Here is a 15,854-nt window from a genome sequence, read left to right on the forward strand (position 1 = left end):
CCGATGAAACGCTACGAAACCCTCGCCCATACGATCGCCGACGACATCCGCAACGGCAACCTTGCCGTCGGCACGCGCCTGCCGTCGCTGCGGCAGATCATCGCGCAGCATGGCGTGAGCCAGTCGACGGTGTTCCGCGCGTATTACCTGCTCGAACAGTGGGGATTGATTCGTGCACGCGAACGCTCGGGCTACTACGTCGCGCCGGGCGCCAAGCCGGAGCCGGCCCCCGCCGCGAAGCGCCGCTCGAGTCGCGCCGGCGCCACGCGCAAGGTCGACATCAGCAGCCTCGTGTTCTCCGTTCTCGATGCAGCCACCCAGCCCGGCATCGTGCCGCTCGGTTCCGCATTCCCCGCGCCGCAACTGTTTCCGCTGCCGCGTCTGGCGAAATCGCTCGCGCAGGCCACGCGGCTCGTGAGCCCGTGGAGCACGGTCGTCGACCTACCGCCCGGCAACGAGGCGCTGCGCCAGCAGATCGCGCGACGTTACCTCGCCACCGGCATCTCGCAGCCGATCGACGAGATCGTCGTCACGAACGGCGCGCTCGAAGCGCTGAACCTGTGCCTGATGGCCGTCACGCGGCCCGGTGACGTCGTCGCGGTCGAAGCGCCCGGCTTCTATGCGGCACTGCAGGCGATCGAACGGCTCGACCTGCGCGCCGTCGAGATTCCCGTCGATCCGCGTACGGGCCTCGATCTCGATGCGCTCGCCAACGCACTCGACCGGCACGACATCCGTGCGTGCTGGTTCATGACCAATTTCCAGAATCCGACCGGCGTCACGTTATCCGCCGACAAGAAACGCGCACTCGTCGACATGCTCGCGGCGCGCGAGGTGCCGCTGATCGAGGACGACGTGTACGGCGAACTGCATTTCGGCCCCGACTATCCGCTGCCGGCACGCGCGTTCGATCGACACGGCCTCGTGATGCACTGCAGTTCGTTCTCGAAGACGCTTGCGCCCGGCTACCGGATCGGCTGGGCCGCCGCCGGCCGCTTCGCGGAGAAGGTGCAGCGGCTCAAGCTGATGACGACGCTGTCGGCGAGCATTCCCGCGCAGGCCGGCATCGCGAATTATCTCGAGCATGGCGGCTACGACCGGCACTTGCGCAAGCTGCGCGGCGCGCTGCACACGCAGCTCGACCGGATGGACGACGCGCTGCGGCGCTGGCTGCCGCCCGGCGCCGAGTGGGTGCGGCCCGACGGCGGCTATTTTCTGTGGCTCGCGTTTCCCGACGCGATCGATGCGATGGAGCTGCATCGGCAGGCGATCGCACGCGGAATCAGCTTCGCGCCGGGGCCGCTGTTTTCGGCTGCGCACGGCTTCGAGCGCTGCGTGCGCGTGAACTTCGGCCATCCGTGGAGCCGCGACATCGAGCAGGCGATACGCGTGCTCGGCGAACTGGTCGCGCAGCCTTCGGTCCGCAAGGCGGGCTGACCGTTCACGGCAGGTGCGGTGCGCGCCGCCCGCGTCGCTGCCATGCAGGCAATCCGCGCGCGGGTTACATTGCTGTTCCCGCCGCTCCTTCACGATTTTCCATGAGCCAACTGCCTTACCTCGATCACGACGCACTGTTGAAACTGACGGCCGAAGCGGCGCACATCACGCAGTCGTGCACGTGCACGAAGACTTCGCTCGCCGGATGGACGACCCTGCCGCTGTCGCTGCAGGATGCGCAACTGACCGAAGTCGCCACGCTCGCGCCGCCCGGCGACGCCGAGCCGACCTACGCGGAACATCATCCGGCCGGCACGCGCTACGCGTCGGACGACGCGCCGATCGCGCTGCGCCATTTCCCGTACAACCGCTGCACCGTCAGCCGCTGCCGCACGTGCGGTCGTTTGTTCCTGCGCTACCAGGAAGGCGGCGGTTACTTCATCGACCAGCGCATCCGCGCGCTCGATCCCGCGCTCGTCGTCGACGCCAGCGTCTGACCGCGCCACGGGCATGGTCGCATGCCCGGTCTCCCCCGCCGACGCCTGCATGCCGCCGGCCATCTGCTGCGCCTTTTTCGTCCCGATCTGCTGCTTGTCCCGCCGCACCGCGTTCCCTACGCTGTCTTCCGTTGCCTGACACCCGTCGCAACGTCTGTCCGAGCCGCGCGCAATCCGCGTCGCGGCGCTACCCGCGTATCACGTCATGTATCGATATACCGATTTCGACCGGGCGCTCGTGCACAGCCGCGCCGCCCAGTTCCGCGACCAGCTCGAACGCTGGCAGCACGGCACGCTGAGCGAAGACGCGTTCCGGCCGCTGCGGCTGCAGAACGGCTGGTATGTGCAACGCCACGCTCCGATGCTGCGCGTCGCCGTGCCGTACGGCGAGCTGTCGAGCGCGCAGCTGCGCGTGCTCGCGCGGATCGCGCGCGACTACGACGTGCCCGACGACGCCACCTACCGCGCCGCGCGCGACGCACAGGCGCTGCTCGGCACGTTGCGCCTGCCGACCCGCAGCGCGCACTTCACGACACGCACCAACGTGCAGTTCAACTGGATTCCGCTCGCGAAAGCGGCCGACGTGATGGACCTGCTCGCGACCGTCGACATGCACGGCATCCAGACGAGCGGCAACTGCATCCGCAATATCTCGTGCGACGAGCGCGCCGGCGTCGCGCCGGACGAAATCGCCGATCCGCGCCCGTTCGCCGAGGTGATGCGCCAGTGGACAACGCTGCACCCTGAATTCGCATTCCTGCCGCGCAAGTTCAAGATCGCGATCACCGGCGCCACGGAAGACCGCGCGGCGACCGACTGGCACGACGTCGGGCTGCAGCTCGTGCGCGACGACACGGGTGCGCTCGGTTTTCGCGTGAGCGTCGGCGGCGGGATGGGCCGCACGCCGATGATCGCGACGCTGCTGCGCGCGTTCCTGCCGTGGCAGCACGTGATGAACTACATCGAGGCGATCGTCCGCGTGTACAACCGCTACGGGCGCCGCGACAACAAGTACAAGGCGCGCATCAAGATCCTCGTGAAGACCGAGGGGCAGCGCTACCTCGACGACGTCGAGGAGGAGTTCCGCCAGATCGTCGTCCTCGACGGCGGCCCGCACACGATCCCGCAGGCCGAGTTCGATCGCGTCGCCGCGTCGTTCGTCCCGCCGCGGCTCAAGCCGCGCACGCTCGACCTGTCCGACGCGAATGCGCGCGTGTCCGCGCAGGCGGCCCGTCATCCGGCATTCGCACGCTGGCTCGCCCGCAACGTCGCCGAGCATCGCGATCCGGCGCTGCGCATCGTCACGCTGTCGTTCAAGCGCCGCCTGCAGGCGCCTGGCGACGCATCGCCCGATCAGCTCGACGCGCTCGCCGATCTCGCCGACCGCTTCTCGGCCGGCGAGGCGCGCGTCACGCACACGCAGAACGTCGTGCTGCCGTGGGTGCACGTCGACGACCTGTTCCTGCTGTGGGAGAACGCGCGTGCGATCGGGCTCGCGAGCGCGAACGTCGGGCTGCTGACCGACATGATCGCGTGCCCCGGCGGCGATTTCTGCGCGCTCGCGAACGCGCGCTCGATTCCGATCGCCGACGCGATCACCGAGCGTTTCCAGGATCTCGACCTGCTGCACGACATCGGCGACATCGACCTGCACATCAGCGGCTGCATCAATTCGTGCGGCCATCATCACAGCGGCCACCTCGGCATCCTCGGCGTCGACAAGGACGGCGCGGAGTGGTACCAGGTGACGCTCGGCGGATCGGACGGCTCGGCCGCGAGCGGCCCCGCACGGCCGGGCAAGGTGATCGGCCCGTCGTTCTCGGCGGACGAGATCGTCGATGTCGTCGATGCGATCGTCAACGCTTACCTCGACGCGCGGATCGACACGAACGGCCGCAGCGAACGATTCATCGACACGGTGCGCCGCATCGGCGCGGAACCCTTCAAGGCCGCCGCGAACGACGCGCGCCAGCAGGCGGAGCACGCATGAACCAGGAAATTTCGAACGCACACGCGCGCATCCGCCTGCTGACGCCGGCCGAACACGCCGGCGACACCCGGCCACACGACCACGCGACGCTGACGATCGGCAACGACGAGGAATTGCCGCCGCTCGCCGCGCAAATCGCACGAGCCACGCGCATCGACCTGCAGTTTCCATCGTTCACCGACGGCCGCGCGTACAGCCAGGCGTATCTGCTGCGCAAGCGATACGCCTTCACGGGCGACCTGCGCGCGACCGGCGAAGTGCTGGTCGACCAGTTGCTGCTGATGGAACGCACCGGGTTTTCGAGCGCCGTGCTCGGCGACGACACCGATATCGTGGCCGCACGGCGGCAACTCGACCGGTTTCCGGGTTTCTATCAGCGCGATGCGAGAACGGCACTGCCGCCGCAGGGCGCGGCAGCGCAGGCCGGAAAATGAAACGGGCGGCACACTGGCCGCCCGTACGAAGAACCGGAAGCAATCCGGCCGGTGCCCGCCGTGACGCCGGCGCCGGCGTTCAGCGCGCCGCCACCGGCTTGCCGAACGCACCGAGAATCTTCTTCTCGAGCGCGAGGTAGTCACGGCCGAAGTGGTGATCGCCCTGCGTCTTGATCACGTCGGCGCCCGTGTTCACCAGCGCCGGGCACATCGTGTCCTTCTCTTCCGCGCCGTAGAAGCACTGCACGAGCTGCGGCGGCACCTTCGCGATTTCCGGCGCGACCTTCAGCGCCTTGTCGCTCGCGGGCATGCCGAGCCAGCCCGTCACGCGGATCTGGAAATCGGCGGACGGCGCGAAGCCGAGCAGCGACATCACGGCGACCTTGTCGCGCAAGTCGGCCGGCAGCCGGTTGTACGCGAACGGCATCACGTCGGCGCCGAACGAGTAACCGACCAGCGCCACGCGGTTCGCATGCCAGCGCGCCGTGTACGTGCGCATCACGCGTGCGAGATCGCGGCTCACTTGCGCAGGCGGCTTCTCGCTCCAGAAATAGCGCAGGCTGTCGATGCCGACCACCGACACGCCGTCGCGCTGCAGCGCTTCCGCGATCGTCTTGTCGAGATCGCGCCAGCCGCCGTCGCCCGAGATCACGATCGCGAGGCGGTCGCTACCGCCCTTGGCCGGCAGCTCGACGAGCGGCAGATCCGACACGTCGAGTTCGTCGCCGCTGCTGGTGTCGCGCAGGTGCGACGTGACGAGCGACACGAGCTTTGCGGAATCGCCCGCAGCCGCCGTTTCGACGAAGCCCGGCATCGCGCGGCGCACGATCGTCGGATCGGGCGGGCACGGCTTGAAGCGCGAATCGAGCTTCGCGGCCGGGTCGACCGAGACGACGCCGGCAATCGTGTTCTCCGGCGCCATCGACAGGATCTGCTTCGCGATCGCGCCGCCCTGGCCCACGCCCGCGACGATCGGCGTGAAATAACGCGACGACTGCGCGAGACGTTCGAGCTGGTGGCTGACCGCCTCGGCGTCGCCGTCGAGGTGGTGGCAGGTCTCCTGCTTCGCGGCGAGATTCATCGCATAACGCTCGGAATCGACGCCGACCGTCATCGCGCCGGCTTTCGCGAGCGCGTCGGCCCCCTGCTGATCGGCGGCATTCCAGCCGCCCTCACGCGAGAACAGCACGACGAAGCCGCGCAGCGGCCCGCTCGGCTTGCTCACGGTGACGGGCCCATAACGACCGCCCGACACGGTTTCGGCTTTCACGGCGGCCGGCTGCGTGGCGCACGCGGCGCCGGCCAGCATCATTCCCGCACAGGCGGCTGCCGCCCGCGCGATTCCCTTCTTCAAACTCATGAGCGCCGACCTCCAGCCAGCAATGACAGATCCGCAAGCGTGACGAACACGCCGACCGAGCCCGAGGCCGCGAGATAACGCGGCTCCCAATGCGGTTCGAACTTGCTCTTGAAAGCGCGCAAGCCGCGGAAGTTGTAGAAGCGGCCGCCGAAGCGCCAGACCATCAGGCCGAGCCGGTGCCACGGCGACGGCATCTTCGCCGCCCCCATCCCCGAGAACGGCGCGATGCCCAGGCTCAGCTTGCGGAAACCCGCTTCCTTCAGATGCAGCGCGAGCTGCGTGAACAGATACTCCATCGCGTACGGCGACGCGTCCGGCAGATGGCGCATCACGCCGACCGTCGCCTCGGTGTTGAGGTCGGTCGTCATGAACGTGACGAACGCGATCGGCTTGTCGGCCTGCCGCACGAGCATCACCGACTGCGTCGCGAGATAGCCGTCGTGGAACGCGGCCACCGAGAAGCTCTTCTCGCGCGCATCGCGGCTGTCGAGCCAGCCGTCGGAGATGTCGCGCAGTGCCGGCAGCGCGGCCGGCACGTCGCCCGGCGCGATCACCTCGACCGCCAGCGCGTCCTTGTCGCCGCGGCGCAGCGCGTAGCGCAGGTGCGACCGGTTCGAGCCCTTCAGGTCGAACCGGTCGAGTGCGATATGCGCTTCCTCGCCGAGCTTCATCAGCGTGAGGCCCGCGTCGAGATACAGCGGCAGCGCGTTCGCGCGCACCTGGTAGAACGCCGCGCGACCGCTGTGCGCGTGCGCGAGCGCGATGAACTTGCTGATCAGCGCCGGCCATTCCTCGCGCGGCCCGACCGGGTCGTGCAGCGCGGCCCACGTGCGGCCGTTCTTGGCATACATCAGGAACGCCTGGCGCGATTCCGAAAACAGGAACGACTTGTCGCCCATCAGCGCGAGGCCCGCATCGCTGCACTCCTGCGCGCGGATGATCCGTTCGGCGTCGAACAGGTCCTGCGGCACGGGTTTCACGAACCGGCCGGGCGCCGGGCGCAGCAATTGCCACAGCGCGAACAGCGCAACGAATACGCCGGATGCAAGCGTCGCACGCAGCGCACGCGGCGCGCGCGCATCGAACGAGAAATGCGACCACAGCTCGCGCGTGTACGGCACGTCGCGGAACGCGAAGAACAGCACCCACACGGCCAGCATCAGCACCATCGTCACCGACACGAACCAGCTCACCGTAAAGCGCTCGGCGAGCAGCGACGAATGGCGGTTGAAGCGGCGGCGGCTGACGAGCAGCAGCACGAGCAGCGTGCCGAGCACGCCGGCCTCGACGAACGCGAGGCCTTTCGCGAGCGACAGCGCGAGGCTCGCGAGCGTCAACGCGAAGGTCATCCACCACGCGCCGTCGAGCCGCCGCAGCAGCCCGCGCGCGACGAACAGCAGCGCGACGCCGAGCACGCTGCAGATCACCTGCGAGCCTTCGAGCACCCACAACGGCACGATATGGCGCAGGATCGCGATCCGGTGCCAGAACGCTGGCGTCGCGCTCGAGATCACCAGCATCCCGCCGACCGCGAACGTCACGAGGCTCAGGAACACCGGTGCGAGTTGCGACACGCGCACGGCCTGCCGCGTGACGAGCCGGCGCCGCAGCGCGCGGCCCTCGAAACCGGCCAGCAGGCCGGCCGACAGCACGAGCGGCACGCCGAAATAGATGGCGCGATACGCGATCAGCGCGGCGACCATTGCGTGCGCGGGCACTTCGCGGCCGAGCGTGAAGACCATCGCGGCTTCGAACACGCCGATCCCGCCCGGCGTATGGCCGATCATCCCGAGCAGCAGCGCGGCTGCGTATACCGTGATGAAGGTCGGAAAGCCGACCGGCGCGGCCGGCAGCAGCACCCACAGCGTCAGGCCCGCCGCGACGACGTCGAGTACCGCATAGACGACCTGCGCGACGAGATCACGCCGCGCCGGCACGTCGAACGACAGCCACTTGAAGCGCGTGACGACCGGGCGCGCCGTATTGCCGCACATCACGACCATCGCGGCCAGCACTACCAGCAGCGCTGCGCCGGTCCACGTCAGCACGCCGGGCACGACGTGCAGCATCCCGGCGAGCGCCTCCGGCACGCAAACCATGCCGACCGCCGTCATCAACACCATGGCGAGCGCCAGCGTGCCGCTCGTGAACACCGTCATCCGGCCGATCTGCGCGGGCGTGACGCCCGACACACCGTACACGCGTGCACGCACTGCGCCGCCCGTCAATGCGCCGAAGCCAGTCGCATTACCGAGCGCGGAACCGGCGATCGCGCCGATCCACAACGCGACGCGCGGCACCTTCGCGGCGACATAACGCAGGCCGACCGCGTCGCGGGCGACGAGCGCGAGATAACTGAGGGCCGTCGCGGCCAGCGACGCGCCCCATTCGCCGACGGACATGTGACGCAACTGGCGGATCACCGACCGGTAGTCGACGGATTCCGACAGATGCTGGAAAACCACGATCAGCAGCAGGCCGATGCCGAGCGCAAGCAGCGGCGACAGCACGCGCTCGTTTCGGATCAGCGCCCGGGCACGGGCGATCACCGCCGCGGCACGGCCGGGCGAACCTGAGTGACGGGAAGACATAAGTTGTTCAGTGGTGGTGCATAGCGTGTCGCGGCGCAAGAGAGCCAGGCGGCGACGAATCTGGTTGTTCTGCGTGGGCGGTCAGCCGGAAGAAAAGGCAGGGAGCGCCTGAATCAGAACTTACAAGTATACGGGTCTTATATTACAAAATGTTTCTGGTTCGCATTGTGCGGTTTTGTGGCTGGCCGTCGTGTCAACTTCACATAAAAATCGTGCGGCCGACAAACGCAAGGTGCGCATCATACCGGGAACGCAGGCGGTTTTTTCATCGGATGAATGACTTGTGATGCATTTGGGAGAAATCTGCCGGAAGGGGTGCGGCGGGCGAGGACGAAAACGTGATGGCGCGGGGCGTTTCGGGAATGGGGACGGGTTGATTCGGGGCGCCTGCCCCCGCGCTTCGTCGTCGCCGGAATGCACGGCTGCGCGTCACTTCCCCCGCTCACGCTCCCCCAACGCGATCGCCTTGTAGTCGTAAGTCGGATAGAACTCCGTCTGGTACGCTCCCCACGCCGTATCCTCGAGCACCCGATTGACTTCACGCAGCCGCGACGCCGGCAACCGCAGCACGACGATCTGCCCGATCCCCATCGTCACGGTCCAGCTCACCACTTCGACGCCCTGCGGCGGAAACGCCTTGTAGAAGCCCTGCTTCGCAAGCTGCGCATTCAGCTCGGCAAGTGGGCGCGACTGGTCGTGTTTCAGGAAAACCGTCAGCAATATCGCGTTGTCAGGCGTCGCAGTGGCCGAGCCGGCCGGCACGGTCGACGTCTGGCCGATGGCTGGCGCGCCCCAGGTCGCGGCGGCCGCCAGCGCCGCGGCAATCACAAGGGTTCGAATCGGGAAATACGGAGATGCCGTCATGACGCGACTCCATGGCTTGGTGGCTGGAGCCGCCATCATGCGCCGCCACTGCCGTCGCTGCAGTCAGCCGGACGATGCGATCACGTCACATCCGCGCCATTGCGCTCGCGCAGCACGTCGATGAACGCGCGCAGCTTGGCCGGCACGTGCTTGCGATTCACGTAATAGAGCCACATCGGCGGCAGCGTGCGGCACGCGCCCGGCAGCACCTCGACGAGCGTGCCGTCGCGCAAGTCCTGCTCGATCCGCTCGCGCATGAACGCAAACGCAATGCCGACACCCGCGCGCGCCGCATCGATCACCGCGTCGGCATCGTTCGTCACGAACACGCCGTCCGGATCCAGATCGACATCGCGCTGCCCGTCGCGCAGCAGCCACTTGTGCAACCGCCCGCTCTCCGAGAACCGGAAACGGACGCACGCATGCCGCTCGAGCGCCGCGATCGACGCCGGCGCGCCATGCTTCTCCAGATAACCCGGCGACGCAACGAGCGCACACGACAGCGCCGGCGCGATCCGCACGCCGATCATGCCCGGCTGCAACCGGTCGGCCAGCCGGATCCCCGCGTCGAACCCGTCCTTCGCGATGTCGACCAGTTCGTTCTCGTAGCGGATCTCGAGCCGCACTTTCGGATAGCGCTCGCGGAATACGGCCAGCACCGGCGCGATCACGAGCGCACGCGCCAGCGGCAGCGCGGTGACGCGCAGCACGCCGCTCGGCTCGCTGCGCGCATCCTTCAGCTCGTCGCGCGCCTGCATGACCTGCCGATACGCGGGCTCCGTCTGCCGCCAATAGCGTTGCCCGGCTTCCGTCAGGCTCACGCCGCGCGTGCTGCGATTGAACAGCTTCACGTTCAGCTCGCCCTCGAGCTGCCCGATCGCGAGGCTGACGGCAGCCGGCGTCAGGCCGAGCGCGGCGGCCGCCCGCGTGAAGTTGCCGGCCGTCGCGACCGTCATGAACACGTGCAGCCCGGCCATCGGATCGCGTCGGCTCATCATTAGAAAAACTTGAAACTCTTTCGAGCGGAATGCGGATTCTCCCATATACCGCGGCTGCCTACACTAGGCCCTGTCGTCCCACCGGAGCCTCGCATGGACCCGCTCACCGCCGCACTGCCACTCGCAGCCGCCCGTCGCACGATCGATGCCGCCCTCGCGCATGCGGCGTCGCTGCAAGTCGCCGGCGTCGCCATCGCGATCGTCGATGCCGGCGCGAACCTGCTCGCGTTCGTGCGCACCGACGATTGCTTCCTCGGGGCGATCGATCTCGCGCAGCGCAAGGCGCTGACGGCCGTCCGCTTCCGCGCATCGACCGGCGCACTCGGCGCGATGTCGGGCGACGGCCCGCTGCGCGGGATCGAGCACAGCCACGGCGGGCTCGTCACGTTCGGCGGCGGCGAACCGCTCGTCGACGGCAACGGGCGCTGCGTGGGCGCGATCGGTGTCTCGGGCGGCAGCGTCGACGAAGACACCGCGATCGCGCAGCACGGCCGCGACCGCTTTCCGGCAATGCTCCACCTCCAAACCACAGGGTAAGCACATGACACAGAAACGCATCCTCATCACCGGTGCAGGCACCGGCTTCGGCCGCGAAGTCGCTTTACGGCTCGCCGAGCGCGGTCACGACGTGACGGCCGGCGTGCGCGTCACCGTCGAGATCGATGCACTGACGGACGCCGCCGCGCAACGCGGCACCGCACTGCGCGCGATCAAGCTCGACGTCACGTCGGCACACGATCGCGCCCGTGCGGCCGAACTCGACTTCGACGTGCTCGTGAACAACGCGGGCGTCGGCGAAGCCGGCGCGCTCGTCGACCTGCCGGTCGAGATCGTCCGCGAGCTGTTCGACGTCAACGTGTTCGGTCCGCTCGAACTCACGCAGCAGATCGCGCGCGGCATGCTCGCGCGCCGGCACGGCAAGATCGTGTTCGTGTCGTCGATCGCGGGCCTGATCACGGGGCCGTTCACGGGCGCCTATTGCGCGTCGAAGCACGCGGTCGAAGCGGTAGCCGAGGCGATGCACGCGGAACTGGCGCCGCACGGGATCCGTGTCGCGACCGTGAACCCCGGCCCGTACAGCACGGGCTTCAACGACCGGATGATGGAGACGACGCGGCGCTGGCACGATCCTGCCGTCCATACCGTGACGCCCGAGCGGCTGACGTTCCCGCTCGAACAGCACGATCCGGAAGAGATGATCGCGAAGATGGTCGACGTGATCGAAAGCGACGGCGGCGCATTCCGCAACCTGCTGCCGCAGTCGTCGGAAGCGTTCGTCCGTGCCGAACAGGCTCGCGCGTGGGACCGTCAACAGTAATGGATACGGGCGGCGCCCGGCGGTTCACGCAGGAACGCGATGCCCGCCGCCCGGCCTGTCGCGTGCCGCGTTCGCCGCCGCCAGCCGTCCCGACGGCCCGAACCGCCGCAGGCCCACTCGTCGCCGAAGCCGGGCCCGCATGCCGGCGGGCCGCGTCAAGCCGCGCCATCCGCGATCAGTACACGTCGCGCATGTAGCGCCGCGCCTTTGAAAGCCGCGCGACGTAGTCGTTCGCAGCTTCGTCCGACATCCCGCCGTGCTCGGCGACAACCGCCTTCAGCGCGGTATCGACGTCCTTCGCCATCCGCGCGGCGTCGCCGCACACGTAGAAATGCGCGCCCTCCTCCAGCCACGCGAACAGTTCGGCCCCCTGCTCGCGCATCCGGTCCTGCACGTAGATCTTGTCGGCCTGGTCGCGCGAGAACGCGAGATCGAGCCGCGTCAGGAAGCCGCTGTCGCGCATCTCGGCCAGCTCGTCTCCGTAGTAGAAATCGGTCTGCGCGTGCTGCTCGCCGAAGAACAGCCAGTTGCGCCCGCGCGCGCCGCGCGCCTGCCGCTCGTGCAGGAAGCCGCGGAACGGCGCGACGCCGGTGCCGGGGCCGACCATCACGATCGGCACGTCGCCGTTCACCGGCGGCCGGAAATGCGCGGACTTCTGCACGAACACCGGCACGCGGCCGTCGTCCGCGCGATCGGCGAGGAACGTCGACGCGACGCCTTTGCGCGCGCGCCGGCCGTTGTGATAACGCACGGCCGACACGGTCAGGTGAATCTCGCCCTCGTGCGCGCTCGGGCTCGACGCGATCGAATACAGGCGCGGCTGCATGCGCTTCAGCATCCCGACGAGTTCCGCGCCCGACAGCTCGACCGGAAACTCGTGCAGCACGTCCGCGAGCTGCTGCCCCCACAGCCATTGCTTCAGGTCGCCCTTGCGATCGTCGCCGAGCAGCGACTTCAGCGCGCCGTTCGCGCTGCGCGACGCGATGAACGCGAGCGTGTCCGGATGCGGGCGCGTGATGTCGAAATGGCGCGCGAGTGCGTCGCCGAGGCGCACGTCGCCAACGCCCGCGATCGACACCGGCGCATCGGCCTTCAGCGCCGTGACCGACAGCAGTTCGTCGACCAGTTCCGGGCAGTTGGTCGGCCACACGCCGAGCGCGTCGCCGGTTTCGTATTCGAGGTTCGCGCCTTCGGTCGACAGCGACACGCAGCGTGTGTCCTTTGCCGCGCCCGGACGGTTGAGCCGCAGGTTCGCGACGAGCTTCGACGGCGCCGGATGCGCCTTGGTCGGCAGCAGCCCCGACGGACTCATCCCGCCGGACGGCACCGCGTGCAGCGCGGCATCGGCCTCCTTGATCCGCGCGACGACACGTTCGAGCCACTGGTCGGCATCGCGCTGGAATTCGACGTCACAATCGACGCGCGCACACAGGCGCGCCGCGCCGAGTTCCGCGAGCCGCGCGTCGAGACGCCGGCCGTGGCCGCAAAACTGGTCGTAGTTCCGATCGCCGAACGCGAGGACCGCGAAGTGCACGCCGTCGAGGCGCGCAGCACTGCCGGCCTGCAGCGCGTCCCAGAACTCGGTGCCGTTGTCGGGCGCATCGCCGTCGCCGAACGTGCTCGTCATCAGCAGCACGTATTGCGCACCGGCGAGCGATGCAACCGGATAGTCGGACATGCATGCGGTGCGGATCTCGAAGCCCGCGTTCATCAACTGCGTCGCGTAATCCTCGGTCAACGACTCGATGTTGCCGGTCTGCGACGCCCACAGCAGCACGACCTTCGGCCGCGTGCGCACGATCCGCACGCCGCCGGACGCGGCGGCATCGGCCGGCAGCGCGGCCGTCGCGGCCGCCGGCGAATGCGCGGGCAGCGAACGGCTGAACAGACCCGCGAGCATGCCGTCGAGCCAGAACCGCACCGGCGGCGTCAACGGCGCCGCGGCCGGCAGCACGGGCACGCCGCCCTCGCGCCGGCCGGCGCTTGCCTTCAACCCGCTCACGAGCCCGGCCACGTACAGCCGTTCGGTGTCCGTCAGCGGCGGCGGCGCGAGGTCGGTCACGCCGAGCGCGGCCGCGAAAGTGTCGATGTCTGCCATGTCGGATTCCTGTGAAGCAGTGGCCTGCGCCGTCGCCGGCGCGGGCCGCGCGTCGTCGGCGCGTGCCTCGGGTTGCGCCGTCTCGTCGTCCGCGGACGCGAACGCATCGGTCTCGACGCGCCGCAATGCGACCGCGCAGTATTTCAGTTCGGGTTGCTGCGATTCGGGATCGATCGCGTCGTTCGTCACCGCGTTGATGCACAGGTCGTCGCCGTACACGTCGTTCCAGTGCATCGGCGCGAAGCAGTTGCCGCGCTGCACGCGCTCGGTCACGACGGCCGGCAGCACCGCGCGGCCGCGCGCCGAGCGGATTTCGACGCTGTCCTTCGCGGCAATGCCGAGCGCGCTTGCATCGTCAGGATGCAATTCGACGAACGGGCGCGGGTTGAGCTTGTTCAGCATCGCGACCTTGCCCGTCTTCGTCATCGTGTGCCATTGATGCTGCAGCCGCCCGGTGTTCAGCACGATCGGGAACGTGTCGTCGGGCAGTTCGGCCGGATCGACGTGCGGCCGTGCGAAGAAACGCGCCTTGCCCGACGGCATCGGGAACGCGATGTGCGGCGCGTCGTTGCCGTCGGCGGCCGCGCGCAGCGTCTGGCTCACGCCGTCGTTCAGGTAGCGGATCGGGTGCCGCTCGCGCGCGGTGCCCGGCGCGACGGGCCACTGCACCGGCCCGTCGCGCAGCGCCGCGTGGCTCGCGCCGCGCAGGTCGTAGCCCGTCGCCGGATTCGAGAAGCGCACGATCTCGTCGAACACGTCGGCCGCCGACGCATAGTCGAACGCATCGCCGAAGCCCATCGCGCGCGCGACCTCCGCGACGATGCGCCAGTCGGGCAGCGCGTCGCCCGGCGGCGCGACCGCCGCGCGCATCAGCGTCATGTTGCGCTCGGAGTTGACCATCACGCCGTCGCCTTCGGCCCACAGCGCGCCGGGCAGCAGGATGTCCGCGTAGCGGTTGGTTTCGGTATCGAGGAATGCGTCCTGTGCGATCACGAGTTCCGCGGCCTGCAATCCGGCGATCACGTTCTGCCGGTTCGGCACCGTCGCGACCGGGTTCGTGCAGACGATCCAGCACGCCTTGATGTCGCCGGCCGCCATTCGTTCGAACAGGTCGACCGTGCCCTTGCCGACGTCCTTGCGCAACGTGCCGGCCGGCACGCGCCACAGGTGCTCGACGAAGCGGCGATCGTCGTCGGACAGCACCGAGCGCTGGCCCGGCAAGCCCGGCCCCATGTAGCCCATCTCGCGCCCGCCCATCGCGTTCGGCTGGCCGGTCAGCGAAAATGGCCCGCTGCCGGGCCGGCAAATCTTGCCCGTCGCAAGATGCAGGTTGCAGATCGCGTTGGTGTTCCACACGCCGTGCGTGCTCTGGTTGAGCCCCATGGTCCAGCAGCTCATCCACTCCTGCGCATCGCCGATCCATTGCGCGGCCGTGCGGAGATCGGCTTCCGCGAGCCCCGTGATCGCCGCGACGCGCTCGGGCGTGTAGTCGGCGAGGAATGCGGGCATCGCGTCCCAGCCTTCCGTGTACGCGTCGATGAACGCGGCGTCGGTGCGGCCGTTCGCATGCAGCAGGTGCAGCAGCCCGTTGGTCAGCGCGAGATCCGTGCCCGGCCGGATCTGCAGGAACAGGTCGGCCTTGTCGGCCGTGCCGGTGCGGCGCGGATCGACGACGATCAGCTTCGCGCCGGCCTTCACGCGATCCATCATCCGCAGGAACAGGATCGGATGGCAGTCGGCCATGTTCGCGCCGATCACGAAGAACAGGTTCGCGCGATCGAAGTCCTGGTACGACCCGGGCGGGCCGTCCGCGCCGAGCGACTGCTTGTAGCCGGTGCTCGCGCTCGCCATGCAGAGGCGCGAGTTCGACTCGATGTTGTTGGTGCCGACGAAACCCTTCGCGAGCTTGTTGGCGAGGTATTGCGCCTCGATCGACATCTGCCCCGACACGTAGAACGACAGCGCGTCCGGCCCGTGCGTATCGAGCACCGCGCGCAGGCGACGCGCGGTTTCGGCGATCGCGTCGCGCGCCGGCAGCGGCACGAGGTCGTCCTCGCGCGCGCGGCGCACGAACGCACGGTCGAGCCGCCCCGAGCGGCGCAGCGCGACGTGTGCCGACGAGCCCTTCGTGCACAGCCGCCCGAAGTTGGTCGGATGGTCGGAGTCGCCGGACACCTTGACGACTTCACCATCCTCGACGTGCAGCACCATCCCGCAGCCGACGCCGCAGTACGGGCACACGCTCTTGACGGGGGTGGCGGTCATGC

Annotated in this window: 11 protein-coding genes; 6 read left to right on the top strand and 5 right to left on the bottom strand. The window is 68.7% G+C overall.

Annotated elements, in window-relative coordinates:
* The first annotated feature begins 3 nt into the window (after nucleotides 1-3).
* From HWX87_RS02905 to HWX87_RS02920, 4 genes are all read left to right on the top strand, one after another.
* Nucleotides 4-1,437 carry a PLP-dependent aminotransferase family protein gene (locus tag HWX87_RS02905; protein WP_176045580.1) on the top strand — a complete coding sequence of 478 codons (1,434 nt, stop codon included), beginning with the start codon at nucleotides 4-6 and terminating at the stop codon, nucleotides 1,435-1,437.
* 101 nt (nucleotides 1,438-1,538) lie between these two features.
* Entirely contained in the window at nucleotides 1,539-1,934 is a 396-nt protein-coding gene (locus tag HWX87_RS02910; RefSeq protein ID WP_176045581.1) for a hypothetical protein, read from the top strand.
* Between the two features lie 205 nt (nucleotides 1,935-2,139).
* Nucleotides 2,140-3,924, top strand: a complete 1,785-nt coding sequence (locus tag HWX87_RS02915) for a nitrite/sulfite reductase (RefSeq protein ID WP_176045582.1) — start codon at nucleotides 2,140-2,142, stop codon at nucleotides 3,922-3,924.
* The gene (locus HWX87_RS02920; protein WP_176045583.1) at nucleotides 3,921-4,358 is read left to right on the top strand and encodes a DUF934 domain-containing protein; all 438 of its coding nucleotides are present in this window, start codon (nucleotides 3,921-3,923) and stop codon (nucleotides 4,356-4,358) included. Before HWX87_RS02915 ends, HWX87_RS02920 begins: the two co-directional genes overlap by 4 nt.
* A gap of 79 nt (nucleotides 4,359-4,437) precedes the next feature.
* On the opposite strand, the gene HWX87_RS02925 is transcribed toward HWX87_RS02920, so the two are convergent.
* The 4 genes from HWX87_RS02925 to HWX87_RS02940 all read right to left on the bottom strand — a co-directional run bounded on the left by HWX87_RS02925 (nucleotide 4,438) and on the right by HWX87_RS02940 (nucleotide 10,168).
* Nucleotides 4,438-5,718 carry a virulence factor family protein gene (locus tag HWX87_RS02925; protein WP_176045584.1) on the bottom strand — a complete coding sequence of 427 codons (1,281 nt, stop codon included), beginning with the start codon at nucleotides 5,716-5,718 and terminating at the stop codon, nucleotides 4,438-4,440.
* Nucleotides 5,715-8,309 carry a bifunctional lysylphosphatidylglycerol flippase/synthetase MprF gene (gene mprF / locus HWX87_RS02930; RefSeq protein ID WP_176045585.1) on the bottom strand — a complete coding sequence of 865 codons (2,595 nt, stop codon included), beginning with the start codon at nucleotides 8,307-8,309 and terminating at the stop codon, nucleotides 5,715-5,717. The genes HWX87_RS02925 and mprF overlap by 4 nt, the downstream gene beginning before the upstream one ends.
* Nucleotides 8,310-8,738: 429 nt before the next feature.
* Nucleotides 8,739-9,173, bottom strand: a complete 435-nt coding sequence (locus HWX87_RS02935) for a hypothetical protein (protein WP_176045586.1) — start codon at nucleotides 9,171-9,173, stop codon at nucleotides 8,739-8,741.
* An 80-nt stretch (nucleotides 9,174-9,253) separates the two neighbouring features.
* Entirely contained in the window at nucleotides 9,254-10,168 is a 915-nt protein-coding gene (locus HWX87_RS02940; RefSeq protein WP_176045734.1) for a LysR substrate-binding domain-containing protein, read from the bottom strand.
* A 96-nt stretch (nucleotides 10,169-10,264) separates the two neighbouring features.
* Here HWX87_RS02940 and HWX87_RS02945 point away from each other — a divergent pair, with 96 nt between their 5' ends.
* Both HWX87_RS02945 and HWX87_RS02950 read left to right on the top strand, forming a co-directional pair.
* A complete protein-coding gene (locus tag HWX87_RS02945; RefSeq protein WP_176045587.1) occupies nucleotides 10,265-10,708 on the top strand; it encodes a heme-binding protein in 444 nt (147 codons plus the stop codon).
* Between the two features lie 4 nt (nucleotides 10,709-10,712).
* Entirely contained in the window at nucleotides 10,713-11,489 is a 777-nt protein-coding gene (locus tag HWX87_RS02950; RefSeq protein ID WP_176045588.1) for an SDR family oxidoreductase, read from the top strand.
* A gap of 175 nt (nucleotides 11,490-11,664) precedes the next feature.
* Here the strand turns inward: HWX87_RS02950 and HWX87_RS02955 are convergent, their stop codons facing one another.
* The gene (locus tag HWX87_RS02955) at nucleotides 11,665-15,852 is read right to left on the bottom strand and encodes a bifunctional nitrate reductase/sulfite reductase flavoprotein subunit alpha (protein WP_176045589.1); all 4,188 of its coding nucleotides are present in this window, start codon (nucleotides 15,850-15,852) and stop codon (nucleotides 11,665-11,667) included.
* Between the last annotated feature and the right edge of the window lie 2 nt (nucleotides 15,853-15,854).

Origin of the sequence: Burkholderia sp. BCC1644, assembly GCF_902833225.1 — a bacterium.
Classification (GTDB): domain Bacteria; phylum Pseudomonadota; class Gammaproteobacteria; order Burkholderiales; family Burkholderiaceae; genus Burkholderia.

What these genes read in the sequence shown, in the direction of transcription:
- HWX87_RS02920 (WP_176045583.1), top strand. Translation starts at nt 3,921, where the DNA reads ATGAACCAGGAAATTTCGAACGCACACGCGCGCATCCGCCTGCTGACG.
- HWX87_RS02955 (WP_176045589.1), bottom strand. Translation starts at nt 15,852, where the DNA reads ATGACCGCCACCCCCGTCAAGAGCGTGTGCCCGTACTGCGGCGTCGGC.
- HWX87_RS02940 (WP_176045734.1), bottom strand. Translation starts at nt 10,168, where the DNA reads ATGAGCCGACGCGATCCGATGGCCGGGCTGCACGTGTTCATGACGGTC.
- HWX87_RS02925 (WP_176045584.1), bottom strand. Translation starts at nt 5,718, where the DNA reads ATGAGTTTGAAGAAGGGAATCGCGCGGGCGGCAGCCGCCTGTGCGGGA.
- mprF (WP_176045585.1), bottom strand. Translation starts at nt 8,309, where the DNA reads ATGTCTTCCCGTCACTCAGGTTCGCCCGGCCGTGCCGCGGCGGTGATC.
- HWX87_RS02935 (WP_176045586.1), bottom strand. Translation starts at nt 9,173, where the DNA reads ATGACGGCATCTCCGTATTTCCCGATTCGAACCCTTGTGATTGCCGCG.
- HWX87_RS02915 (WP_176045582.1), top strand. Translation starts at nt 2,140, where the DNA reads ATGTATCGATATACCGATTTCGACCGGGCGCTCGTGCACAGCCGCGCC.
- HWX87_RS02950 (WP_176045588.1), top strand. Translation starts at nt 10,713, where the DNA reads ATGACACAGAAACGCATCCTCATCACCGGTGCAGGCACCGGCTTCGGC.
- HWX87_RS02945 (WP_176045587.1), top strand. Translation starts at nt 10,265, where the DNA reads ATGGACCCGCTCACCGCCGCACTGCCACTCGCAGCCGCCCGTCGCACG.
- HWX87_RS02905 (WP_176045580.1), top strand. Translation starts at nt 4, where the DNA reads ATGAAACGCTACGAAACCCTCGCCCATACGATCGCCGACGACATCCGC.
- HWX87_RS02910 (WP_176045581.1), top strand. Translation starts at nt 1,539, where the DNA reads ATGAGCCAACTGCCTTACCTCGATCACGACGCACTGTTGAAACTGACG.